The sequence below is a fragment of the Marinilabilia sp. genome (genome assembly GCF_016278715.1).
Lineage (GTDB): Bacteria > Bacteroidota > Bacteroidia > Bacteroidales > Marinilabiliaceae > Marinilabilia.
In genome coordinates this window covers 19,665-42,148 of record NZ_JADQBH010000284.1, presented here as the reverse complement: position 1 = coordinate 42,148, position 22,484 = coordinate 19,665, and the positions used below count along the sequence as shown (strand labels likewise).

Annotated in this window: 19 protein-coding genes; 13 read left to right on the top strand and 6 right to left on the bottom strand. The window is 42.0% G+C overall.

Going from position 1 to position 22,484, the window contains the following annotated elements:
- Nucleotides 1–14: 14 nt before the first annotated feature.
- The gene (locus QZZ43_RS17375; RefSeq protein ID WP_291861958.1) at nucleotides 15–509 is read right to left on the bottom strand and encodes a GNAT family N-acetyltransferase; all 495 of its coding nucleotides are present in this window, start codon (nucleotides 507–509) and stop codon (nucleotides 15–17) included.
- A gap of 153 nt (nucleotides 510–662) precedes the next feature.
- Nucleotides 663–896: a hypothetical protein gene (locus QZZ43_RS17370; protein ID WP_291861956.1), complete on the bottom strand. Its 234-nt coding sequence runs from the start codon at nucleotides 894–896 to the stop codon at nucleotides 663–665.
- 413 nt (nucleotides 897–1,309) lie between these two features.
- Between QZZ43_RS17370 and tsaD the strand changes: the two genes are divergently transcribed.
- From tsaD to QZZ43_RS17350, 4 genes are all read left to right on the top strand, one after another.
- Nucleotides 1,310–2,329, top strand: coding sequence for a tRNA (adenosine(37)-N6)-threonylcarbamoyltransferase complex transferase subunit TsaD (tsaD, locus tag QZZ43_RS17365; protein ID WP_291861955.1), 1,020 nt, complete (start codon nucleotides 1,310–1,312; stop codon nucleotides 2,327–2,329).
- 264 nt (nucleotides 2,330–2,593) lie between these two features.
- Nucleotides 2,594–2,902, top strand: a complete 309-nt coding sequence (locus tag QZZ43_RS17360; protein WP_291861953.1) for a PqqD family protein — start codon at nucleotides 2,594–2,596, stop codon at nucleotides 2,900–2,902.
- A gap of 104 nt (nucleotides 2,903–3,006) precedes the next feature.
- A complete protein-coding gene (locus tag QZZ43_RS17355) occupies nucleotides 3,007–3,153 on the top strand; it encodes a hypothetical protein (RefSeq protein WP_291861951.1) in 147 nt (48 codons plus the stop codon).
- A gap of 20 nt (nucleotides 3,154–3,173) precedes the next feature.
- Nucleotides 3,174–4,055 (top strand): hypothetical protein, encoded by an 882-nt coding sequence (locus tag QZZ43_RS17350; RefSeq protein ID WP_291861949.1) that lies wholly within the window; start codon nucleotides 3,174–3,176, stop codon nucleotides 4,053–4,055.
- A 480-nt stretch (nucleotides 4,056–4,535) separates the two neighbouring features.
- Here the strand turns inward: QZZ43_RS17350 and QZZ43_RS17345 are convergent, their stop codons facing one another.
- Nucleotides 4,536–5,423: an RluA family pseudouridine synthase gene (locus QZZ43_RS17345; protein WP_291861947.1), complete on the bottom strand. Its 888-nt coding sequence runs from the start codon at nucleotides 5,421–5,423 to the stop codon at nucleotides 4,536–4,538.
- A gap of 218 nt (nucleotides 5,424–5,641) precedes the next feature.
- Nucleotides 5,642–6,226: an RNA polymerase sigma factor gene (locus QZZ43_RS17340; RefSeq protein ID WP_291861945.1), complete on the bottom strand. Its 585-nt coding sequence runs from the start codon at nucleotides 6,224–6,226 to the stop codon at nucleotides 5,642–5,644.
- Nucleotides 6,227–6,758: 532 nt separating this feature from the next.
- Here QZZ43_RS17340 and QZZ43_RS17335 point away from each other — a divergent pair.
- The 9 genes from QZZ43_RS17335 to QZZ43_RS17295 all read left to right on the top strand — a co-directional run bounded on the left by QZZ43_RS17335 (nucleotide 6,759) and on the right by QZZ43_RS17295 (nucleotide 19,359).
- Complete coding sequence (locus QZZ43_RS17335; RefSeq protein ID WP_291861943.1) at nucleotides 6,759–7,742, top strand: FecR family protein; 984 nt, start codon at nucleotides 6,759–6,761, stop codon at nucleotides 7,740–7,742.
- Between the two features lie 174 nt (nucleotides 7,743–7,916).
- Nucleotides 7,917–8,678, top strand: a complete 762-nt coding sequence (locus tag QZZ43_RS17330) for a SusC/RagA family TonB-linked outer membrane protein (protein WP_291861940.1) — start codon at nucleotides 7,917–7,919, stop codon at nucleotides 8,676–8,678.
- A complete protein-coding gene (locus QZZ43_RS17325) occupies nucleotides 8,663–11,158 on the top strand; it encodes a SusC/RagA family TonB-linked outer membrane protein (RefSeq protein WP_291861939.1) in 2,496 nt (831 codons plus the stop codon). Before QZZ43_RS17330 ends, QZZ43_RS17325 begins: the two co-directional genes overlap by 16 nt.
- A 30-nt stretch (nucleotides 11,159–11,188) precedes the next feature.
- The gene (locus QZZ43_RS17320; protein ID WP_291861937.1) at nucleotides 11,189–12,739 is read left to right on the top strand and encodes a RagB/SusD family nutrient uptake outer membrane protein; all 1,551 of its coding nucleotides are present in this window, start codon (nucleotides 11,189–11,191) and stop codon (nucleotides 12,737–12,739) included.
- A gap of 111 nt (nucleotides 12,740–12,850) precedes the next feature.
- Nucleotides 12,851–13,672 (top strand): DUF1080 domain-containing protein, encoded by an 822-nt coding sequence (locus QZZ43_RS17315; protein ID WP_291861935.1) that lies wholly within the window; start codon nucleotides 12,851–12,853, stop codon nucleotides 13,670–13,672.
- Between the two features lie 321 nt (nucleotides 13,673–13,993).
- Entirely contained in the window at nucleotides 13,994–15,700 is a 1,707-nt protein-coding gene (locus QZZ43_RS17310; protein WP_291861933.1) for a dienelactone hydrolase family protein, read from the top strand.
- A gap of 65 nt (nucleotides 15,701–15,765) precedes the next feature.
- Complete coding sequence (locus QZZ43_RS17305; RefSeq protein WP_367221706.1) at nucleotides 15,766–15,945, top strand: SUMF1/EgtB/PvdO family nonheme iron enzyme; 180 nt, start codon at nucleotides 15,766–15,768, stop codon at nucleotides 15,943–15,945.
- Nucleotides 15,946–16,043: 98 nt separating this feature from the next.
- Nucleotides 16,044–18,035 carry a family 16 glycosylhydrolase gene (locus QZZ43_RS17300; RefSeq protein ID WP_291861931.1) on the top strand — a complete coding sequence of 664 codons (1,992 nt, stop codon included), beginning with the start codon at nucleotides 16,044–16,046 and terminating at the stop codon, nucleotides 18,033–18,035.
- A 184-nt stretch (nucleotides 18,036–18,219) separates the two neighbouring features.
- Nucleotides 18,220–19,359 (top strand): energy transducer TonB, encoded by a 1,140-nt coding sequence (locus QZZ43_RS17295; protein ID WP_291861929.1) that lies wholly within the window; start codon nucleotides 18,220–18,222, stop codon nucleotides 19,357–19,359.
- A 14-nt stretch (nucleotides 19,360–19,373) separates the two neighbouring features.
- Here QZZ43_RS17295 and QZZ43_RS17290 read toward each other — a convergent pair whose 3' ends face one another.
- Nucleotides 19,374–21,353 carry a sialate O-acetylesterase gene (locus QZZ43_RS17290; protein ID WP_291861928.1) on the bottom strand — a complete coding sequence of 660 codons (1,980 nt, stop codon included), beginning with the start codon at nucleotides 21,351–21,353 and terminating at the stop codon, nucleotides 19,374–19,376.
- A 436-nt stretch (nucleotides 21,354–21,789) separates the two neighbouring features.
- A complete protein-coding gene (locus QZZ43_RS17285; RefSeq protein ID WP_291861926.1) occupies nucleotides 21,790–22,443 on the bottom strand; it encodes an NAD(P)H-binding protein in 654 nt (217 codons plus the stop codon).
- Nucleotides 22,444–22,484 lie beyond the last annotated feature (41 nt).

Genomic DNA, 22,484 nt, shown 5'->3' with positions numbered 1-22,484 from the left:
ACTGGACTTATAAATTATTCCAGAATTTTCTCATAAATAACCACATCCAGCAATTCGTCAAATTTAATACCTACCTGTTTGAAGTGGGCGCATTTCTCAAACCCACACTTGGCAAAAAGGCGTATGCTGTTCTCGTTGGTGCCCGTAATGGTTCCAAGAAGAACTTTGATGCCACGGTTGAGGGCTGCTTCTTCCAGAAAGGTTACTGTTTTGAATCCGATCCCCTGTCCGCAGAATTCCGGTTTCAGATAAATGGTTGCTTCGGCTGTACGATCGTAGGCCTGGCGCTTTTTAAATTGCGACAAATAGCAATACCCTGCTGTTTTACCATCGGCTTTAACTAGAAAAGACGGGTATTTTTTGTTGTGAAAAGGGATGATTTCCCGTAATTCTTCAAAACTGACAGGGTGCGTATGGAAAGTAGCCGTGGTTTCGGCAATGTAGTAGTCGTATATCTCTTTGATGGGAACCAAATCGTTGAGCGTGGCTTTTTCAAATTGAATCTTCATATTTTGATTTTAATATCGGTTTTTTTGTTTCAATACTCCCTTTTTCCCATAGCTTTTGGGTAATAATAAACTGATAATGAGGCCGTTGCAAAGCCATACATGCAGGGTGCAACTCACGTATAATAAAAACTTTGCGTCATAGCGTCTCTGCGTTTAAGCTTTTTTTAGCGGACGATTGTTGTTTGTTTTTTTGCTGAAAAGACGAAGTCGCCCGTGCTCTTTTTTGCCTTGTATAAAACCGTTGAAAAAAAGAACCGTTCCAAAACCCATCATAAAACCGGACCACAATAACGGAATATTGGTAGCATGGGTAGCAAACAGGGCAAGTAATACGATGATGATTCCGGGTACAACGGCTCGGTATTGCGGCTTCTTCTTAAATCGCATAGCAGTGATTGTTTTTCATCTCTGAGGCTTAAAGATAATGAATTTGTTATGTGAATGATGCTTTTTGTGTCAATTTTTTGCGTTTTGGAAATTTACAACAATGACGGCACTCTTTCAACGGTCAGTCAGACATTATTGAATGAGATTAGGAAGCTGTCTAAAAAGTCACTACATTTTTTGCATTGTGCTGGCAATAGCCTCATAGGTCGCTGATAAAGAGATTCTTCACTACGTTCAGAATGACAAAAAAAACGAAAACTATGACTTTTTGGACAACCTCAAAAGGGTAACACCGGCTAAGATAGATATTAGCCGGCTTCAAGCCGGCTTTTTCAATTAGCAGTTAAACCCAGGAAAGGAGTGACGCTTTTTTTTCATTATCTTTACCGCCCTAAATAAAAAACGAGATTACCATGAATCCCATTATCCTAGGTATAGAATCTTCTTGCGACGATACTTCTGCTGCAATCATAAAAGGTGATGTCATTCTTTCCAATATTATTGCCGGACAAAAGGTACATGAGGAATATGGTGGTGTGGTGCCCGAACTTGCTTCACGGGCTCATCAGCAAAACATTATCCCAGTGGTGCATAAAGCTATGAAGGATGCCGGGGTTGCTCCTGAGGAAATTTCTGCTGTAGCATTTACCCGGGGACCCGGGTTGATGGGGTCTTTGCTCGTTGGCACCAGCTTCGCTAAAGGGTTTGCCCTGGCACGAAAAATTCCTTTAATTGAAGTAAACCATCTGCAGGCTCATGTTTTGGCACATTACATTCAGGAACGTGAAGAAAGGCATGAGACACCGAAGTTTCCTTTTTTATGTTTGCTGGTCTCCGGTGGAAATAGTCAGATTGTACTGGTAAAGGATTTCCTGGATATGGAAATTATCGGCCAGACCATTGATGATGCTGCCGGAGAGGCTTTTGATAAATGCGCCAAAGTGATGGGACTTCCTTATCCCGGGGGCCCCCTTGTTGACAAACTGGCTAAGGAGGGAAACGCGGATGCATTTCAGTTTTCCAAACCCCGTATTGCCAACTTCGATTACAGCTTCAGTGGCTTGAAAACTTCTTTTCTCTATTTTTTGAGGGACCACATTAAGGAAGAACCCGATTTTGTGGAAAATCATAAAAACGATTTGTGTGCATCTTTGCAGAAAACAATAGTGGATATTCTGATGGACAAACTGGTGGCTGCAGCAAAAAAAACCGGAATCAAAGAGATTGCGCTTGCTGGTGGGGTGTCTGCCAATTCGGGATTGCGCCAGGCTTTTCTGGATGGAAATGAGAAGTACGGCTGGAAAACCTATATTCCTAAATTTGCCTATACTACCGATAATGCGGCCATGATTGCCATTACGGGATTGTTTAAATATCAGAAACAAGAGTTTGTGGGACAAGAAGTGGCCCCGTATGCCAGGATGGGAATATAAAAAGAATGAGGCTAAGGTTGAGGTTGAGGTTGAGATTGAGGATTCCATTCCGGGCCGGGATCAACTATTAAATTTGCTGATGTGCCTTTATACAAAAGTCAGCAAATCTTTAAGAAATGTGACTGTTCAATAAAAACTTCTTAACCTCAGCCTCAACCTCATTTCCACTTCATTAGTCAAAGAAATCTCTGTATTTGTCTAATCACCTATGCAGTTTCCTCATTTTTTGCAATCTTTGCCCGTTGAAATTGAGTAGAAGTGAGCGTGGATAAACAAAGAGTACTTTACCGGTTGAATGCTGAACAATTTGTTACCCGCCAGATGGGTAGCGAAATGGTAATGGTTCCGTTGACCGATAAGGTAGCCGATATGACCAGCGTGTTAACGCTCAATGAGGTGGGGGCTGATATCCTGAAAATTCTGGAGAACCCGAAGACCATTGAGGAGATGACCGAAAACCTTTTTACCCTATACGACGTAGATAAGGCAACACTTGAAGCTGACATAGATGATTTCCTAAAGACAGCCATTGACAAAAAAGTTGTTGAAATAATTAACCAAGAGAGATTTTAACCCGAATGAGAATTGGGAATAACTTACATATAGAGATTCGTAAAAAGGCCTACCGGAAACCGGTGATGGAGGTGGTGGATATTGATAGAGAAATCTCCCTAGTGATGACTTCAAATACTGATCCTCCATTTGTTGCAGGATCTACGTCACAGGAAGACTTGACAACTACAGATCAACCGAACTACAACGAGACTCAACAATACCCCAAAGACAATCCTTTCGGTGGTGGTACACCTACCTATGAACGATAGGTTCTAATAGCAACTGCATCATGGATGTTTTTCTTCCCGGACTGCGATTGAATTTCAAAACATTTTCCTCTGAAATAAAACTTTCTTCTTTTGGAAGTTCTTTATACAATCATTCTCTTACCGAAGATTACAAATCCTTTGAGGTATCTTATTCTCTTTCTGAATCTATTAACTCAACTGGTTTTTCCCGTGCTCTATCAGGGGAATCTTTTCCCGGAGCTGAAATTCCTTATTCCTGGACTATTTTTCGTAGAGACAAGGAGATTGCCATTCAGGTGATTTTTGATGATGACCCTCAATTAAAAGAAGTCTTGGGTGTCATTGATTTTACAAAAGAGACTATTTTGGGAACACTGGTTCCCCGAAAAGGCCTTGAAAATATTATCATTGACCCGCTTTTCCAACCTTTTGGCTCTGTACTGATGGTTGTGCTGGCGCATTTTCAGGACGATGTGCTGGTTCATGCATCCGGGGTTTTAGAAAATGGCACCGGTCGCCTTTTTACCGCCGTATCAGGCACAGGCAAAAGTACGATGGCAGGTATCTGGAAAAATGAAGGGGCAACTTTAATTAACGACGACAGGCTGTGGCTGCGTAAGGTCGATGGCTGCTGGTTTATGTTCAATACTCCGATGCCTTATTATGCTCAGGAACCACAGATGGCGCCACTCAACGAAATCTTTCTTATTCGGCAGTCGCCTGAAAACGAAGTCACCAAACTCACGGGTATCAATGCTGCCATGCGTTTTATGGCCAACGGCATCCAGCATTTCTACGATAAAGAGATGACCGGCCGGCATTTGGATCGTATTCTGGATATTGCTTCCCAGATTCCCATTTATGACTGTGGTTTCCGGCCCACCAAAGAGATTGTGGAAGAGATACGGGGGTTAAGTGGATAATCAGTAGTCAGTTGGGAATGGGGATGGGAATGAGAAATTTGCAATTAATGAAGTATAGCCACGGCAGTGGTGACACTTTTTTCAATAGATAAGATTTGAGGCTTAGAATGAGGTTAAGGTTAAGAAAAAACTAAACTCCCCCTCGTTTCCGCACGAGGGGCATTAACCTTTACTCTCCTGACGACCAACAACTCAACAATATCTTTCACATCTGTTGTAGCTCCGCAGCTTTTTTCTAGCGCCTGATCTATTTCTACCGGTCTGGCACCGCTCCGTGGTTAAAAACCAAAACCCATTTCGCTACCACCACCCCCTAACCCCTTGAAAGGGGAACTGCAAACCCGCAACCAAAACCCAAAACTCAAAACACGCCACTCGAAATAAACTCTCAAGCCGCAACTCAACTCAAAACTCAGAACTCAACTAAGAACTAAGAACCCAGAACTCAAAACTCAGAACCCAAAACTCAGAACCCAAAACTCACACCCTGTACTTCTCCCATCTCCGTTGTTCATCCTGCATAAACTTCTCAAATTTTTTAGGAGGTGGGATTTCAATGCTCATTTGTTCACCTGAAGAGGGGTGAGAGAAATCCACTTGTGTTGCACAAAGGAACAATCCTTTTCCTTTCATGATCAACCCCTCTTTGCCATATAATTTGTCTCCCAGGATAGGTGTTCCTGCTTCTGCAAGGTGTTTTCTTATTTGATGCGTACGTCCGGTTATTGGTTTTGCTTCCACCAGGGTTAGAGTACCACTGCGCAGGGAAGGGGTTGAGGTAATTTTTTTAAATAAAGTCTTCGCCGGTTTTTCATCTATCGGAGTCTCGGAACTCCAGGATTCTTCAGTTTCTCCAATAACAACGGCGGTGTAAGTTTTATGAATTTCTTTTTGTTGCATTCGGGTGGACAGCTTTACGCGGGCCCCCGCTGTTTTGGCAATAATAATCAATCCGCTGGTTGGGGCATCAAGCCGGTGAATTGCTTTTGGTGACGCCAGAGCATCCGTATGCGGAGATGGTTTCAAGTGCAGGGGTATGGCGTTTTCCAGCGTGCGGAACTGATTGCCGCTGACCACCACACCTGCCGGTTTATTCACGATAGCCAGAAAATCGTCTTCAAAAATTACCATCAGATCAATATGGTAGAGTTTTACAGGCCTTTGAACAGTTGCTTTCCAGGTAATTTTCTCCCCGGGCTTAACGATGTGTCCTGTGGTTCCTGACTGTCCGTCAACCAGTATCTCTCCCTTTTTCAATGCTTTTTTGAAGGCTGATTTGGTGGGGAGACCCGGGAAAATTCCCGGACCGTAATCGCTCAGTCGGATAGGTAATGCATCCTGAGGAAGGATATGTGATAGAATGGACATGAGCGAACAAAATTTGTTTAAAAACAAAGAAAAAATAGGAAACCAACAAACCAGTGACAGTAGGAAAATTTCCTGTTTTTCTATTTTTTATAAGAAGGTGTCAAAGATAAGTTTTTTGAAGTAGGGCGTTCTGATTCTCTGGAAAACTGTTTCAAATACGAAAATAACACTCTGTCCGGAGTCTGCTTCGGGCCGGATTTGGTGCTTTCATGCAAAGACTAACAAATGAACAGGTGCCAGAACAATGTTCCAAGGATACCAACTTCTTTTAAATTCTTTTTTAAAAAGACGAGGGCTCTTGTAATATGATCCTCCACAGTTTTTTCAGCGATTTTTAATTCTTTTGCAATTTCTTTATTCGATAAACCTTTTTCGCGACTTAAAATAAAAACTTTCTGACTTTTAGGTGGCAATTGAAGTATAAGTGAATCTACTTTTTCTTTTAAAAAGTTGTAATTTATCATTTCTTCCGTAGAACTCTTGTCGTTTTGGAAAGTCGTATAAATCATCTGATTATAATACTTTTTTTGACTGGATAATTTTCTAAAGTAGGACAGAACTGAATTTCTTGTAATGGTGAAAATAAGAGAATCTATTTTTGTGTCATCATCCAGACTTTTGCGATTCTCCCAGAGCTTGATGAAAACTTCATGTACGATATCCATCGCATCCTCTTCAACTTTCATTAAAGAAAAGGCAAAAGCGTAAATTCGGCTATGAAAATGCTTGTACAATGAATCAACTGCAGATTTATCATTGTTCTTTAAGCCTGTAATAAATTCTTTTTCCTGAATTGACGGCATTTTTTCTGTTTTTTGCAAAATTAAACAAAAAATCACAAAGGGGTGTCTTTTCTTTTTTATTCAATTAGGTATGCAGCGTGAAAATTTAATGAAAAACATAAATAAGTCAACACTTTTCAGCGAAGCATGATTGTAACCATATAGTGATTAACTTGTTTGATTCACGAATCTTCGTTAGGAGATGATTAAATACCCAAAATGACTGGTACTAGCAAACAAATTGAGAAAAGAAATAGTGAATTATTCTCAATTTAAATTTGATGAGGAGGCTTTTGATTGCTGATAGTTGGGCGTTGTAATAGATTGTTTATGAGCAATTCAGGTTAAGTGAATATTATAGATTATTCTTGTTTGTACATACCCGAAAATGGTTGATTTGAAGTGATTTTCGTGAGGTTTAAACAATGAAATTATAAAAAAATGTAAATTAAATTTAAAATAATTCAGGGGTTAATCGAACCTTGTGCGTTTTACTATATAGAAGTCATAGGAAATTAATTAAGGGATGAATGTCCCTGCCATGAAAACTTGAATGGAGCAGCTTTTTAGAAAATACATTGAAGGGGAATGCAACCCGAATGAGGAAAAACAGGTTTTGGCCAAGTTTAGGGCTAAGGCTTCCACAGGTGAATTGCATCAGTTTTTGAGTAAATATTGGTACGAATTGGAGGGAAAACAGATAGAAACCGGTGTGGATTTTGACTCTGTTCTCGATAAAATTCACCACTCAATAAATCTAAACGAAGCAGAGGAACAAAAATCAAAATATACACTTCTTCATCGATTTTACAGTTGGACAAGAGTTGCAGCTGTTGCCATTATCATTTTAATGGCGTCGGTGGGAGTTTGGTATTCTGGGTATACAGGCATTTTTCAGAAAGAGTTTTTTTATACAGTCTCCTCTGTTAACGGTCAGTCATCCAGTATAGAACTACCTGATGGTTCACGGGTTTGGTTAAACGGTGGTAGTTCAGTGGTCTATTCTTCAAAATATGGTCAAAAGAACCGGACTATTCAATTAAACGGGGAGGGGTTTTTTCAGGTTGAAAAGGATAAAAGCGCTCCTTTCCTGGTGGAAGCAGCAAATGTGAGAGTTACGGCTTTGGGCACAAGCTTTAATGTTGAGGCTTACGAGACTTCAGAACCTGTTACAATAACGCTTGAGGAGGGGAAGGTTAGTGTTGAGAGTGCTGATAAAAAAGTGGAGATAGAACCAGGGACGCAGGTGGTAGTAAGGAACTCGGATATGAAAGTTTCCCATGTGGATACGCGGATATTTACCTCCTGGCATTCAGGTTTGCTGGAGTTTAAAGATGAAAAGTTGAGTTGTATTACCAGGCAGCTGGCTAAAATTTATGATGTTGAATTTGTTTTTGAAACTGAAGATTTGAAAAACTTTCGTTACCGAGGCGCTGTAAGCCTTGATAAATCAATTCTTAAAGCATTGGAGATGTTGCGGGTTTCTACAGGTATAAAATATGAAATAAATAGAAATCAGATACTATTGAAAAAGTAACTGACATTATTATAAAACAACAGGAATCAGTGGGGGCTGATTCCTGTCAGAATTCAATAAACGCCCCGAAAGCGGGGCCATTTACTAACGTTTAAACAATCCAAATGTATGAAAAAATTTGCACTTTGTGCGGGAAGGTTCTACAATTCTCGTGCAAGTAAAACCCTGTTGATCATGAAAATGTCAGCTATGTTTTTGTTTGTGGCAATATTTACAGCCTCTGCAAACAATTCTTTTTCCCAGGTAGGGAAAGTTTCGATTCATCTTGAAAATGTTAAACTGTCAAAAGCGTTTGATGCAATTGAATCTCAAACAAGTTATTCACTATTTTATAAAAAGGATGTGGTGGATGATGAACGGATTATTTCTATTTCGGTGGACAATTATGATGTCGATATTGTGCTAAACCAGCTTCTTGAGGGTGAAAACGTATCATACAAGGTAATCGATGAAAGTATTGTGATTGTTCCGAGGTATTTGAACAGTGACCTTTCCCAGCAACAGGAAATTTCGGTGAGAGGACAGGTTGCAGATGAAAACGGAGATCCGGTTCCGGGTGTTTCTGTTGTGGTAGATGGAACGATGAATGGAACCATTACTGATGTTGATGGTAATTATGTACTTGAGAATGTTCCCGAAAATGCGATTCTCAATTATTCATTTGTAGGAATGCTTCAACAAAGCATTGAAGTTAGAGGCAGAAATCGAATTGATGTGGTTATGGAGCAGACTTCCATTGGCTTGGACGAAGTTGTTGCCATTGGTTATGGCGTAATGAGAAAGTCGGATATGACAGGTGCAACCAGCCGGCTTACTGAAGACGAGATGAACAAGAGTGTGGCTAGCTCACCCGCTGAAATGATGCAGGGCCGTGTTCCTGGTGTTAATTTTTCCAGAATAACGGTGAGCCTGGTGCCGGAATGTCAGTCAGGGTAAGGGGTACAAATTCGATCCGTTCCGGACAAGAGCCATTGTATGTGGTGGACGGAGTACCGCTTGATAATGCCGATCTTACCCCTGACGGGGCTGCACCTGCGGGAATTAACCAGGCGTCCAATAAAAATCCGATTAGTTTTTTGAACCCGGAAGATATTGAATCTATTGATATATTGAAGGATGCATCTTCCACAGCCATTTATGGTGCCCGGGGTGCCAATGGTGTGATTCTGATTACCACAAAAAAGGGAGTTAAAGGTGAGGGAACCATTTCTTATAATGGATACTATGGAGTATCGCAGGTAAGAGAAAAAATTGATGTGTTGTCAGCTAGTCAATTCCGCCAATATACCAAGCAGGATGGAACTAAGTTACTTGATCTGGGTGCCAGTACCGATTGGCAGGATCAAATTTTCCAGACCGCTAAAACTCAAAACCACAACTTTTCCTACGGGGGTGGAACTGATAATCTGATGTATCGTGCATCGATTGGATATCTTGATCAGGAAGGTATCATTACCACCACCGGCATGGAGAAGATCAATGGTAATATAAAAGTAAGCCAGACTGCATTTGATGGCAGACTGAATTTACAGGGAACCCTGATTGCCTCTCATGTAGAAGACAGCCGTGCCCCCATTGGTGAAACAGGTGGATTTGAGGGTGATCTGATTCTTACTGCACTCAAACTTAATCCCACATTTCCTATTTATGCAGAAGATGGCAGCTATTATCAGCATACTATAGAACAGCGTAATCCGGTGGCTATGATGAATCTGACGGATGATGTTACTCGTACCAATCGCATATTAACCAATATGTCGGTAGAGTTAGAGCTTCTCACGAATCTGAAGTATAAACTGAATATCGGATTGGACCGGTCGGTGGCTGAGCGGAAAGTTAATCAGGGATATGAGCTTAATTATCTGACAAACAAAGGGGAAGCCAATGTTAATTCAATTGCGGCCAATAACCGTTTGGTTGAAAATTTCGTGACATGGAATTCTGATTTGAATAATCGGCACAGAGTTAATGTTCTTGCCGGCCATGCTTATCAGTATTTTAAAGTCTCGGGGACACAAATCAGGGTAACTGGTTTTGAAGTTGATGATATTCTTTATACCAATAATCTCGGATATGGCAGTCCCTCTTCTCCCGAGGCTGGTTCTTATGCATATGAAAGAGAATTGCAGTCGTTTTTTGGACGTTTCAATTATTCTCTTGATCAAAAATACTTACTTACCCTAACAGCACGTTCCGACGGTTCTTCCAAGTTCGGAGAAAATAATAAATATGGTTTTTTCCCTTCTGCAGCTATTGCCTGGCGTCTCTCAGAAGAACAATTTATTGCCGATGTTGATGCTATTAGTAATCTGAAGCTTCGTATTGGATGGGGTATGACCGGTAATCAGGAAATCCAGGATAAAATTTCTTTGTTGGCTGTCGGAACAACTCCTTCAGCCAATGGGTATTTCAACGGAGTTTTAACACCGGGAATCACCTTTCTTCGAACTCCGAATCCTGATATTCAGTGGGAGACCACCTATCAGACTAATATTGGATTGGACTTTGGGTTTGTTGATAACCGCCTGAGAGGTACTCTTGATATTTTCAGTAAACAAACAGAAGATGTATTACTTGAAGTTTTTGCAAAAGCGCCTGCCGTTACAGACACTCAGTGGCAGAATGTTCCGGATCTTAAAATAATAAATACCGGTTATGAAATTGGATTGGATGGAGATATAATTCAAAATAATGATTTGATCTGGAATCTGGGTTTTAATTTTTCTAAGGTAAAGAATGAGGTGGAAGACCTTCCTGTGACGTTAATCGAAACAGGAAATGCTTCCGGTCAGGGATTATCGGGAACCCGGGTGCAGATAATTACAAATGGGGAACCTATTGGTACTTTCTATGGACGTGTTTTTGAGGGGTTCAACGAAGAAGGAATCAGTCAATATAAACAAGATGAGGAAGGAAATGATGTATTGGAGCCACTGGGTTCGGCCTTGCCCGATTTCACTTACAGTTTCAACACTTCTTTCACATACAAAGGTTTTGATCTTAGCATGTTTTGGTATGGTTCAGAAGGTAATAAGGTCTATAACAACACAGCTAATGCCATTTTTGTGAAGGGAACACTTGAACGTAATTCAAATGTAACTGAGGCCGTTTATAACTCAAATGAGTCACCCGCCAACTCCAATGCATTTTCTTCCCGTTTTGTGGAAGATGGTTCATTCCTGCGCTTCTCAAATCTTACTCTGGGTTATACCTTTGATACCAATGCTTTGGATTGGATCAGTACGGCCCGTATCTATGCCACCGGTAACAACCTGCTTTTAATCTCTGATTATTCGGGATTTGATCCTGAGGTGAGTGTGGATGCAGGAGAAAATGGTGTTCCGTCTATGGGCGTTGATTATACATCTTACCCATTGCCCCGGACAATTACTTTTGGTGTAAATCTTCAGTTTTGATGTTGATAAATTATTTTAATATAAAAAATTATGAAACGAAATAATATCCTTTTTTCACTGTCGGTGTTTTTCCTGGCCTTCTCAATGATGGGATGTACCGATTTGGAAGAAAATATAATAGATGAAACACTTGGAGGCGATCTGATTCGCAATCCAAATAACGTTCAGTCACTTATTAATCCGCCTTATGCAAGTCTCCGACAGCTTATTGAGTGGTATGACTATTGGGGACTTCAGCAGATTACCACCGACGAGACGGTTTTTCCTACGCGGGGAACTGACTGGTTTGACAATGGTGCTTGGCAGCAGTTGCATGTTCATACCTGGAATGCAGATCACATCAGACTTAAGAACGTTTGGGATGCCATGAGCCGTGGGCTTTCACGTTCCAATACAGCCATTCATTATATTGGACAGTTTGAGCAGAATGAAACAACTGAGCAGTATATCAATGAGGCCCGGTTCCTAAGAGCCTATTATATGTATGTCATTTATGATCTTTGGGGTAAAGTCCCATTTCGCCCTTCTGATCAGCTTGATTTTTCAGTAACACCGCAGGTTTTGGAAGGAAAAGAAGCCGTTGATTTTATCATTGAAGAGGTGAAAGCAGTTTTGCCGAATCTCAAAACCAGAACGGAAGTTGGAACTGAACGTGTTACCCAGGGAGCTGCAAACGCTTTGCTGGCCAAACTTTATCTTAATTATGAGGTTTATGGAGGCGCTGAAATGTGGAGTGAGGCAATCTCTTATGCAGATGATGTTATCAATTCTGGTGAATATGAAGTGACGGACGACTATTGGTCAATGTTTCAGCATGATGTTACCGGTGATCATCCTGAATTTATTTTTACTGTACCCATGAGTGATGAATTTGATATGGGCGGTGGCAGTGTTTGGGTCAATTTTACTTTGCACTATAGCCAGACCTTTGGGAATTATACCAGTCTTTGGAATGGTGGCTCCACAACATCTACATTTGTAGATACCTGGGACCGGGATAACGATGCACGGTTTTATGACGATCGTATTATGGACGAAACCGGTTTTAATCAGGGATTTCTTATTGGCCAGCAATATGGACCTGATGGTGAACCTTTGGAGATGAGGAATGGTGATCCCCTGATTTTTGTGCCGGACATTGTTCTGGGAGATTCTCCCGAAAATTACGGTGTCAGGGTGGTTAAGTTTGCACCCAAACCCGAAACAGAACGTCAGTTTTCCTCGTCCAACGATGTTCCCATTCTGAGGATTTCCGATATTTATCTGACACGTGCTGAAGCTAAATTTAGAAATGGTGATGAGGCCGGGGCCCTTGAAGATATCAATTTTATCCGATCGCACCGAAGTGCTGAGGGGATGGAGCTTCCTGAACTTGAGACTTTGACGCTTAATGATATTTTAGACGAAAGGGGCTTTGAGCTTTACTGGGAAGGTTTCCGTCGTCAGGATTTAATCCGGTTTGGTAAATTTACAGGAACGTGGCAGGAAAAGCCAGCTACGGATGCAACCAAAACAGTTTTTGCACTGCCCACTTCGGCCATTGATGTGAATGAAGATTTGACTCAAAATGATGGTTATTAATTGAGGTATTATTTTTAAAAACCTGAGACTGAAAAGCACCTGTCGATTAGGGTGCTTTTCAGTATTGCAAAATTAAATTCATTTACCTGAACACATTAAAAAATTTGTCTTATGCAAAATAAAATTATTCTTTTGAGCCTGTTCGTTTTTTTATTATTTCTTGCAGCCTGTGGCTCATCTGGTCAAAAGAAGAATGGTGATGAAACATCCGAGCTACCCGAAAAAAACAAATCGGAAATCACAAAAGAGGCTATTTCTTTAAATACTCTGACAGATTCGGAGAAACAAGATGGTTGGGTTTTACTTTTTAATGGAGAGGATTTTGATGGATGGAGAGGGTATGGGAAAAATATTGTTCCCGGTGCCTGGACTATTGAAGATGATGCCATAAAAATAAATGGATCTGGTGAAGGAGAAGCTGGTGCGCAGGATGGAGGAGACATTATTTATGGTAAAAAGTTTAAGAACTTTGAATTGCAATTTGACTGGAAAGTGTCAAAGGGAGGCAACAGTGGGGTTTTTTATTTGGCGCGGGAGTTTGATGAATTACCTATTTACCGCTCAGCTCCTGAATATCAGATTTTAGATAATGTTAATCACCTGGATGCAAAGCTTGGGAAAAATGGCAATCGTCAATCGGCGTCCCTGTACGATCTGATTCCTGCAAATCCTCAAAACAGTAAAGGTTGGGGGGAGTGGAATTCCGGGTCAGTGACAGTTAAAGAAGGTGTTGTTACTCATAAGCAAAATGATGAGATTGTAGTCCAATATAATCTTTGGACCCCGGAATGGGAACAAATGATTGAAAACAGCAAGTTTAAAGGTTGGGAAGAAATGATTAATGCAGGAGGGGAAGAACATTTGGGATTTATCGGTTTACAGGATCACGGAGATGATGTTTGGTTTAGAAACATTAAGTTAAAAGAGCTTTAGAAACTGTTTGAGTTTTATGCTTTGGAATGATTTTGTGTTTTGAGCTCTTATACTTCGCACAACTAATATCGCACAACTTAAGTTTACCTGATATAAGAACTCAATCTTTCTAAAATATATTCCATAAACATATCTTAAACATTTCTTTAGCACTACTGGTAAACATCCCATAAAAGGGGCGCCTGCAATTTGTGGGTGGCCCCTTTTTTTATGCTTTAAACGACACTGGTTTGAGAAACATTTCCTTTGTGGGAAAGAATATCCTAAAACTTTATTTATTTTTGAAAGCATGATCAATTTCCATAACGTAAACTTTCTGATATGTCTTTAAGAAAACTTCTTATTTTATTTCTTTTTACCCTGTTCATCTTTTCAGCAATTTCGGCCCAGTACTACCAGCCCGGCCCTCAGGTAGAGACCTTCTATTCCGAAATTGACGATTCGGAGCAACCCTATGGGCTTTACCTGCCGCAAAATTTTAATCCCGATAAGGAATATCCTTTGGTTGTAATGCTGCATGGTGCAATGTCGAACCACCGCCTTGCGTTAAAGCGGGTGTTTGGGAAGACAAATTTGCCCGGAGAGAATGATGCAGAGGCATCCCGCTATTTCCCCGAATGGGATGATGTTGAGTATATTGTTGTGGCACCTTATGCCCGTGGAACAATGGGTTACGTGGGCATTCCGGAAGATGATGTGTTGCAGATTATCGACAAATGCCGGAAGGATTTTAAAATTGACCGCAACCGGATTTTTCTAACCGGCCTCTCTATGGGAGGTGGTGGCACCCTCTATCTTGGAATGGCTTATGTGGATTTATTTGCTGCTATTGCCCCTGTTTGTCCTGCACCACCTCAGGAATATTTTGATTTGACAGAGAATGCGCTCAATCTTCCTGTGGCCATTCATCAGGGAGGAGCTGATCCTGTGGTTCGTCCCGAAGGAACACGTCAGATTGTGGAAGAGTTGCGAAATATGGGAACCATGGTGGAGTATCATGAATATCCGGGTGTTCAGCATGATTCCTGGGCAAATGCTTATGCCAACGGGCAAATTTTTAAATGGTTCGATAACATAAAACGCGATCCGTTTCCCGGCAGAATAAAGTATGCGACCCGTTGGTACAAACGTCCCGGTGCATATTGGGTACAAATTGATAAACTTTCTCCCGGAACACTGGCCCGTATTGATGCTCAGTTTACCGGTAACAATTCCATCAGTGTTAAAACGGATAATCTGGAAGCTTTTACCCTGGAGATGAATGGTCATAAGTTGTTTAATGCTTCCGAAAAGGTTGCGGTTAATATCGATGGTCAGACCATTTCCAGTCTTCCTAAATACAATCATTCTTTCACGAAAGTTGACGGGAAATGGAAGAGCGGAAAATACCATGCACCTGTGGTTGCTAAAAAGCAAGGGCTGGAAGGTCCGCTTTATGAGGTGGTTACAAGCCGGCATCTGTATGTTTATGGGACACAGAATGCAAAAGGAATGGAAGAGGTTGCCGCCAGGAAAGCAGTGGCCGGCGAAGCGGCCGATTTTTCTGTTTCTTTTGGAGGTTATTTTGAACAGAACAGCACTGTCAATCCACGTGTGATTGCAGATAGTCAGGTGAGTCGTGATGATTTGCTGAACGCCAACCTTGTGCTGTTTGGCACCCGGGAAACCAACAGTGTAATTGCCGACTTGTCGGCTGAATTGCCGATGCGGCTTGAAAACGAGCAGGATAGCCTGGGGCTGGTTTACTGCTTTCCCAACAATGGGAATCTGGTGGTGGTAAGTTCGGGGTTGCCTTTCTGGACTTTTATCCCCGAAGAGGAAGGACAAATGCCACAAACCGGCAGTCGTTTTGGAGGAGCCAAAGGTGCTCAGGCATTAAAGGGGATGAAGGATTTTCTGTTGTTCGAGAAGAGCAATCATAATGTTCTGGTGGAAGGTGTTTTTGAACATGACTGGCAACTGAATCCTGATGATGTTGAGGAACTGGAATCGTTTGGGGTTGTTGTAAAGGATAGCCAGAAGGATTAGTCTTTGTAAAGTTCTAAAATAAAGGTGAGTTTTCCTGTTCATTCAGGAGAATTCACCTTTGTTGTTTGGATTTGTTTCAACTAATCCGGGTTGTTGGGTGTTGCGAAAAAAGCAACAGAGGAGGCTCATTTCTTTGTAATGATTCATATTGTGCGGGTTACAGAGCCTCGGCAAGAATGAAATCAACTCCTGACAGTGGAATGATGCACTTAGGTTTCAGGTGCGTAAGAGATGTGAAAAGATGAGTTTTTTATGAGGTCATTGATGAGGTTTTGATGTGTTAAATAATGTGCTGTTTTGCAAATGTTTTCTCATTTTTGGGGAATAATAAATAAATCTACCAATGAAGAAATTCCTACTGTTTTTTGTGCTGTTTACCATTGTGACAAGTGCTTTTGCCCAAAACTGGACGCTCATTTGGGCCGATGAGTTTGATTACACCGGATTGCCCGATTCTGAAAAGTGGGTTTATGATGTAGGAGGCGATGGCTGGGGAAATAATGAGTTACAATACTACACAAAAAACAGAGAGGAAAATGCGCGGGTTGAGAATGGCCGTTTGATAATTGAAGCCCGGAAAGAATCGTACCTTGGAAGCGCTTATACTTCAGCCAGATTGCTGACTAAAGGCAAAGGCGACTGGCTATACGGTAGGGTGGAAGTTCGTGCGAAGTTGCCAGGCGGACGTGGTGCATGGCCCGCCATCTGGATGCTTCCCACCAACTGGGAGTATGGCGGATGGCCTGCCAGCGGAGAGATTGACATCATGGAATACGTGGGCTACGATCCCAATGTGGTGCATTTTACAGTTCATACCGAAGCTTACAACCATTCCATCAACACCCAGGTGGGCAATTCCACCATACTGGACGATCCTGAGAACAACTTCTATACTTATGCCATTGAGTGGTTCCCCGACCGTGTTGATTTCTTCGTGGATGATGTGAAGCATTTCTCTTTTAGCAACGAAAACAAAACATTTGCGGAATGGCCGTTTGACAAAGCTTTCCATTTAATTTTAAACATCGCTGTTGGTGGCAGCTGGGGAGGTGCTGAAGGCGTGGATGCGACTTTATTTCCCAAAACCATGGAGGTGGAATATGTTCGCGTTTTTAAGTCGCCCCAAACCGTGTTCATTGAAGGCCCCGAAACGGTGGTTCCCAACCAGGAAAATCTGGAATACAGCCTTGACGCTGTTGAGGGATGGACTTATCAATGGATGGTTCCTGATGATGCCACCATACAAACCGGGGTAAATGAAAGTTCTGTTGTTTTGGACTGGGGATGCACAGCGGGCACTGTAAAATGTCAGGTTTCAGGTGCCGGGATCTCAGAGATTATTGAGTTTCCGGTTAATTTGGAAATGCCACAACTGGCAGGGCCTGTATTTTTTGATATGAACCAAACGGGGATGCAATATTCACTTCCCGGGATGCATACAACTGATTATTCATGGACTTTTCCTACAGGTGTCGAAGTGGTTTCAGGCATCGGAACCCATCAGGTTGAAGTAAACTGGGGAACAGAATCCGGAAGTGTTGAAGTGGTGGTGGATAATGCCTGTCTCGATCAATTTGCTATAAATATGAACGTTTTTCCTAAGGGGCAATATCCATATCCCGACATTAATCAACCGCATCTCATTCCCGGAACCATCAATTCCACTCACTATGATATTGGAGGTCAGAATATTGCTTATTTCGATAAATCCATTGCCAATGAGGGAGCCGGCCCCCGGCAGGATGAACAGGTGGATACTGAATACGGAGATAATGGAAATGCCAATGTGGGTTGGATTGTGTCCGGCGAATGGCTGGAATATACTGTTCAGGTGCAGGAAACTGCTGAATATCTTGTGGAACTTAGAATTGCCAGTGATGCAGATTTGCGGGGGCCTGTAACATTTTATGTGGGAGAAGAAGAGAGGGGCCAGGTTACAATTCCTAAAACAACTGGTTGGAACAGCTTTATTACCATTACGGCGAAAGTTGATCTTTACAAGGAGGATGAATTATTGCGTTTGGATATGGGCAATGGAGGGTTTAACCTGGGAGATATGGAATTCACGGTTGATTCTTATGACGCTCAATCCGCGCTGAATGCTTCCGTAAAAGTGTTTCCTGTTCCAGTAAGTGATTTCTTTGTTATTGACAGTCCGGAGTTTCTGGAAAGAGTGGAGATTATCAGTTTGGCGGGTAAGCTCCTGTTCCAGCAGGAATTCTCCGGAATTCAGAAACAGGAGAAGGTTACTTTTCCCGAAATACCCGGAGGAGTTTATTTCCTCCATATCAAATTGGATAAAGGGTTATCTGTTAATAAGACTATTTTGAAATAGAATTGTTGATTGGATTTTTTTTTGAAGGATATAGTCGAATGAATGGCAGGTGGAAAGTAACCCATCTGCATGGCATTTTTTATATTGACCAATGCAGAAATGCATTTGGTGTAAAAAGTGTGGATTTTCTGGTTTTCTTTTCTGTAAATTGATGGTTTTAAAAGACAAATCCATCCTTTCCGATATGAGACTACTGGTTACTTTTTGTATGCTGCTTTTCATTTCTGTAATTCCTGCCAAAACCCAGATTATTGATGATTTTTTTGACCTTGTTCCGGGAAGAGGTAGCCAAAAACTGGCAGAATCGGGAGTTTCCGGATTTATTGATTATCAGTATTCAGGAAAAATCAGCAAAGCCCGCGGAGAGGCAAACCATTTTTCTGCAGTTTTTATTGATTCAATTGGGCGAATTGTAAAAACAGTGGAGTTTAACCGTTTCAACCAACCTGAAAACTATTCATGCTATACCTTTGATGATCCCGGTAATCTGGTTCAACGGGCTCACTATGATTCCGGTGGTAAATTGTTATGGCACGAGGGCTTTTTCTATGATGTGTCCGGAAAGTTGATTGAGCGGGTGGAATATGCCGAAGATGGCTCCGTTGATGGCAAAACACTTTATTTCTTCAATGCAGAGGGGCATCTTTACAAAACACGCCAGCTGAATTATGCCGGTGAACTTTCTTTCTGGCAAATAATTCATTATTCAGCAACGAATCTTCCCGGGCGCATTTCTCTTAAACAGGCCCAGGGGTTTACTATGAGCAACACTCATATTCATTACAATGACCACTCCCTGCCTGTTGAGAGAATCGTATCAGCAGGGGCTAAAGGTCCGGTTACCAGGGAGAAATTTCTTTATGACGACGACGCTTTGTTGACCGAACAACGGACTTTTAATGAGGGAGATTTGAAATCAATCCTTGTCCGAAACTATTGCCGTGGAAACTTTCCTCGAATGTTAATGGAGAATAAACTTTATACAGATGATGTGAAATGTACGGAAAAAGCTTTCGGTTCTTTAATTTCGGGATTTACTTCCCGGGCCTCTTTCCCCGGTGGAATTGAGGGATTGAATGCATATTTAACCTCAGTTGTTCAGATGCCGGATTCTGCCACTCAGCAAGGGGTGGTAATGGTTGTGTTTGAAGTAAAATCAAACGGGAAAATCCGAAAAGTAAAGGTGCAGAAAGCTCTGTCACCCTTGCTTGATGAAATGGCGGTGGATATTGTCATGGATATGCCGCCATGGATTCCCGCGCAATCGCCCGATGGCAAACCGGAAAAATCGAAGGTTTATTTGCCGGTGGTCTTCCTGAAATAAGCTGATTAAAGGTTTTATTCCGTTGCGGGCCAATGGTCGGTTCTGAATGGTACAGCCGGTAAACCCTCTTTGTTAATTAGATTGCAATCGGGGTTATTGGCCCATGCATAGCGAACCGCCACAGGATTCGAAACTTCATCAGCCTGCACAATCACTTCATTGCCATTAATCTCAGCTTCTGCCCAATAGAATTGCTGATCTTTTCCTGCAATGGAAAAGCCTTTTATTTCTTTTTCATTGCGAATGGATAATCCAGAGCCAATTTCAGAAAAGTGAATCCTGATTTGGCTGTTTTCAATCTCAAAGTCCTCAAAAACGGGCCCTGATGCTTGAATTTGCTCTCGGTAAATCCTATTTCGTGCTATGAGCGCAAGTCGTCGCCCTACTTCCTGTTTATTAAGGGGATGAATGGTATTGGCATCTCCAATGTCGATGACGCAGGCCATACCGGTATTGGGGTGATTCAGTGTTTTGGTCTGCGATTCTCTGAGCAGGGCCCAGTTACTCTCTGTTGGTACAGAATCCCGCTCCATATAATTTGCCAGTTGCACGAACAAGAAAGGCAGATATTCCTGCTGCCATCTGATGCGCCAGTCGGCAATCATCATGGGGAACAGGGTGCGGTAATCATAAGCCTGTTCCACATTGTTTTCGCCCTGATACCAGATAAAACCTCTGATGCCAAAGGGAATGACTGGTGCAATCATCGCATTAAACAAGTACGACGGGTATTGATGATAGTTTTGGATAAAAGGGATTTCAGGTTCCAGATCTTTTTGATATTTCCATGCGCCTGTCAAACTGATATTTATATTTCCATCGGTCAGGTACATCTCTTCTGCCGGCGGATTAAAACCACCACCGCCCCACAGAAATGCCATACGAACGGCAATCGTGTTTTCTCCTTCTTCTATAAGCGAGTCGGGAAGCACATACTCATGGGGCAGATTGGCATTCCAGATGTTTTTACACACCTCTTTTCCGTTAAAAAAGAGCGAATAATTCATTTCAGGATGACCCAGATTTATGGTTAGCTCTCTGTTGGTCATTGATTCCGGAATAATGATGTTTCTCCGCAGCCAGACCATGCCCTCGTAAGCTGGCATATCCATGTTTTTGAGGGTGGTGGGCATTTTAATTTTGGCCCATTGGGAGTCGTCAAGATCAGGTTCGGAATAAGTTTGTTCGCTGTTGTTTTGTGGGTTGTAAACAATATCCCAGAAACGAATTAAATCCAAACTGTCTTTCACAAAATGAGAAGGTGTTATGGTGTCAAAGCCCAGGACGTTGTTCCGCGTTAAGGGAGATGACAGCAGCATCTCCCGGCTCGTCCATGCTTCCACAGGGGTGCCACCCCAGGTCGATTGCAGAATTCCGATGGGTACTTCCAGATTTTTATTCAGTTCTCGTGCAAAGTAATAAGCTACAGCAGAGACTGATTTAACGCTTGAGGTGTCGCAAACTGCCCATTTCCCGTCTCTTAAGTCCTCCTGAGGGGCAATGGTTTTGTTGTGGGGTACATTAAACAGTCGGATGTTGGGATAATTGACGTTTTTGATTTCCTCATTCGCATTCATGGCCTGCTGTACCTGCCATTCCATATTCGATTGTCCGGAGGCTACGTAAACATCACCAATCAACACATCCTTAAAAGTCAGAACAGGTCCGGGTTTCTGAGCCTCGAATATATTCAGTGTAAATGGGCCACCAGCTTTTAACTTCGGAAGTCGCACCATCCATTGTCCTTCATCATCAGCAAAGGAGGTAGAGGTGTAACCGGCAAGAGTGACCTTGATTTTGGTTCCTGGGTTTGCTTTTCCCCAAACTGGAATGTGTATGTCGCGTTGCAAAACCATGTGGTCGCTAAAAACCTTTGGCATGGTGGTTTGTGCCTGAACAAAGGAGGCAATCAGGAAAAAAAGTAAGGTAAAAACTGACTTAATCATAGCAGCGCTACGAAGTTTCAGGGAAAGGGAAGTTTGATGTTTTTTCATCACAGTGTGAGCTTTTAATGAATGATGGTGGTTCGCTCAGGGGAGAAAATAAGTGGTCTGTGGTTGGACAAAGATAAAAAAATTATGTTTTAAACGGAGAATTGAACGCTATAAGGCATTTAAAGATGGGGTATGATTAGTTTAATAAAAGCAGTATGGTGGTTTGCCGGTAGTTAGTACTGCCTGACGACTGATTTACTTTCATTCGAGAAGGGTTGTAGTCTATTGAAGATGTGTAGTTTATCTTGTCGGGGCTTGTCTCAAAGCAGGTTTAACTCTGCGGCTTAAGAGTGGCTGGTCAGCACTCAACTCTGCTGCTTTGCTCACAAAGAATCCGTCACAACTCTTAGCTGCTGCCTTCTGCCCCAGGGACTGGGCTACTTTTATCTTAGTATAATGTTAATATGCTTTAAGCACTTTTTAATCTCTTATGCGGTTATAATTCTTTCATCTCCCGATAATGAAAAATATGCACTCCCTGAAACATGGCATTTGAGGCTTTCAGCATAGCCCCGGCAACATCGGAAGCCTGTATAGGTTTCATTTTTGAAGGCAACAGAAAAGAAAGCGGTTTCATTACCCATTTCCCGATGGATTCTCCGATTCTGGATTCCTCGCGGTTGCCCAGGAGCAGGGACGGACGGAAAAACAGTATGGCAGGGATATTCATTTGTTTAATTGCATCTTCCACCTGGCCCTTTAGCCGGGTGTAGAAATTTTTGCTTTGGCTGTTGGCCCCGATGGCCGAAACCAGTACAAATTGGGAGCAACCCTCTTGTTCTGCAAACCGAGCTGCATGAACGGGGATGTCATAGTCCACTTTTTTGTAGGCGGTTTTATTGCCTTTTACCTTTTTGTTGGTAGTTCCCACGGAACAAAATACCACATCGCTTCCTTTGATTCCGGATTTGAATGCTTCCAGATCCTCGAAATCAATGACCATCTCCTTTACTTTGGGATGTGAGTAACCTACCGGACGACGCACCAGGACTTTTACAGACTTAAATTGGTCATCTGTTTGAATCTTTTCGAGCAAATGACTGCCTATCAGTCCGGTGGACCCAATGATTGTTGCGGTTTTGTGTGTCATATCAGAATAACTGTTTAGGAGAGGTTTTGTTTAGTTGTTTC

What these genes read in the sequence shown, in the direction of transcription:
- QZZ43_RS17285 (WP_291861926.1), bottom strand. Translation starts at nt 22,443, where the DNA reads ATGACACACAAAACCGCAACAATCATTGGGTCCACCGGACTGATAGGC.
- QZZ43_RS17355 (WP_291861951.1), top strand. Translation starts at nt 3,007, where the DNA reads ATGACTTCAAATACTGATCCTCCATTTGTTGCAGGATCTACGTCACAG.
- QZZ43_RS17370 (WP_291861956.1), bottom strand. Translation starts at nt 896, where the DNA reads ATGCGATTTAAGAAGAAGCCGCAATACCGAGCCGTTGTACCCGGAATC.
- QZZ43_RS17375 (WP_291861958.1), bottom strand. Translation starts at nt 509, where the DNA reads ATGAAGATTCAATTTGAAAAAGCCACGCTCAACGATTTGGTTCCCATC.
- QZZ43_RS17335 (WP_291861943.1), top strand. Translation starts at nt 6,759, where the DNA reads ATGGAGCAGCTTTTTAGAAAATACATTGAAGGGGAATGCAACCCGAAT.
- QZZ43_RS17330 (WP_291861940.1), top strand. Translation starts at nt 7,917, where the DNA reads ATGAAAATGTCAGCTATGTTTTTGTTTGTGGCAATATTTACAGCCTCT.
- tsaD (WP_291861955.1), top strand. Translation starts at nt 1,310, where the DNA reads ATGAATCCCATTATCCTAGGTATAGAATCTTCTTGCGACGATACTTCT.
- QZZ43_RS17345 (WP_291861947.1), bottom strand. Translation starts at nt 5,423, where the DNA reads ATGTCCATTCTATCACATATCCTTCCTCAGGATGCATTACCTATCCGA.
- QZZ43_RS17310 (WP_291861933.1), top strand. Translation starts at nt 13,994, where the DNA reads ATGTCTTTAAGAAAACTTCTTATTTTATTTCTTTTTACCCTGTTCATC.
- QZZ43_RS17325 (WP_291861939.1), top strand. Translation starts at nt 8,663, where the DNA reads ATGTCAGTCAGGGTAAGGGGTACAAATTCGATCCGTTCCGGACAAGAG.
- QZZ43_RS17295 (WP_291861929.1), top strand. Translation starts at nt 18,220, where the DNA reads ATGAGACTACTGGTTACTTTTTGTATGCTGCTTTTCATTTCTGTAATT.
- QZZ43_RS17300 (WP_291861931.1), top strand. Translation starts at nt 16,044, where the DNA reads ATGAAGAAATTCCTACTGTTTTTTGTGCTGTTTACCATTGTGACAAGT.
- QZZ43_RS17290 (WP_291861928.1), bottom strand. Translation starts at nt 21,353, where the DNA reads ATGAAAAAACATCAAACTTCCCTTTCCCTGAAACTTCGTAGCGCTGCT.
- QZZ43_RS17315 (WP_291861935.1), top strand. Translation starts at nt 12,851, where the DNA reads ATGCAAAATAAAATTATTCTTTTGAGCCTGTTCGTTTTTTTATTATTT.
- QZZ43_RS17340 (WP_291861945.1), bottom strand. Translation starts at nt 6,226, where the DNA reads ATGCCGTCAATTCAGGAAAAAGAATTTATTACAGGCTTAAAGAACAAT.
- QZZ43_RS17320 (WP_291861937.1), top strand. Translation starts at nt 11,189, where the DNA reads ATGAAACGAAATAATATCCTTTTTTCACTGTCGGTGTTTTTCCTGGCC.
- QZZ43_RS17350 (WP_291861949.1), top strand. Translation starts at nt 3,174, where the DNA reads ATGGATGTTTTTCTTCCCGGACTGCGATTGAATTTCAAAACATTTTCC.